This is a genomic window from Bartonella sp. MR168JLCBS, from assembly GCF_042194175.1.
Genome location: NZ_JBHIMP010000466.1, coordinates 318 through 641, shown reverse-complemented (window position 1 = coordinate 641; position 324 = coordinate 318). Strand labels below are relative to the sequence as shown.

Here is a 324-nt window from a genome sequence, read left to right as displayed (position 1 = left end):
TATCCCTAATGTCGAAATTTATGTCAAAAATATCGCTACTGCTTTTTGTAAAATCGATCAACAATCCTGTGCAAATTACAGAAAAAATGCCAACGCCTACATTCAAAAGCTTAAAGAAACACAAGAAATACTTAAAACAAAGATTGCTACCATCCCAAAAAATAGACGTATTATTATCACGTCTCATAACGCCTTTGGTTATTTTGCCCAAGAATATGGTTTCACTATTCTTGCACCCCAAAGTGCTTCACCAGAAGCTGAAGCCACTGCAGCCGATGTAGCCAAACTTATCAACCAAATTAAAACCAATAAAGCAGCTGCACT

1 pseudogene is annotated in these 324 nt (G+C 36.4%); it reads left to right on the top strand.

The features are described from left to right. Positions 1-324 (top strand): annotated as a pseudogene (locus ACFIK8_RS12035) (metal ABC transporter solute-binding protein, Zn/Mn family); the annotation flags it as partial.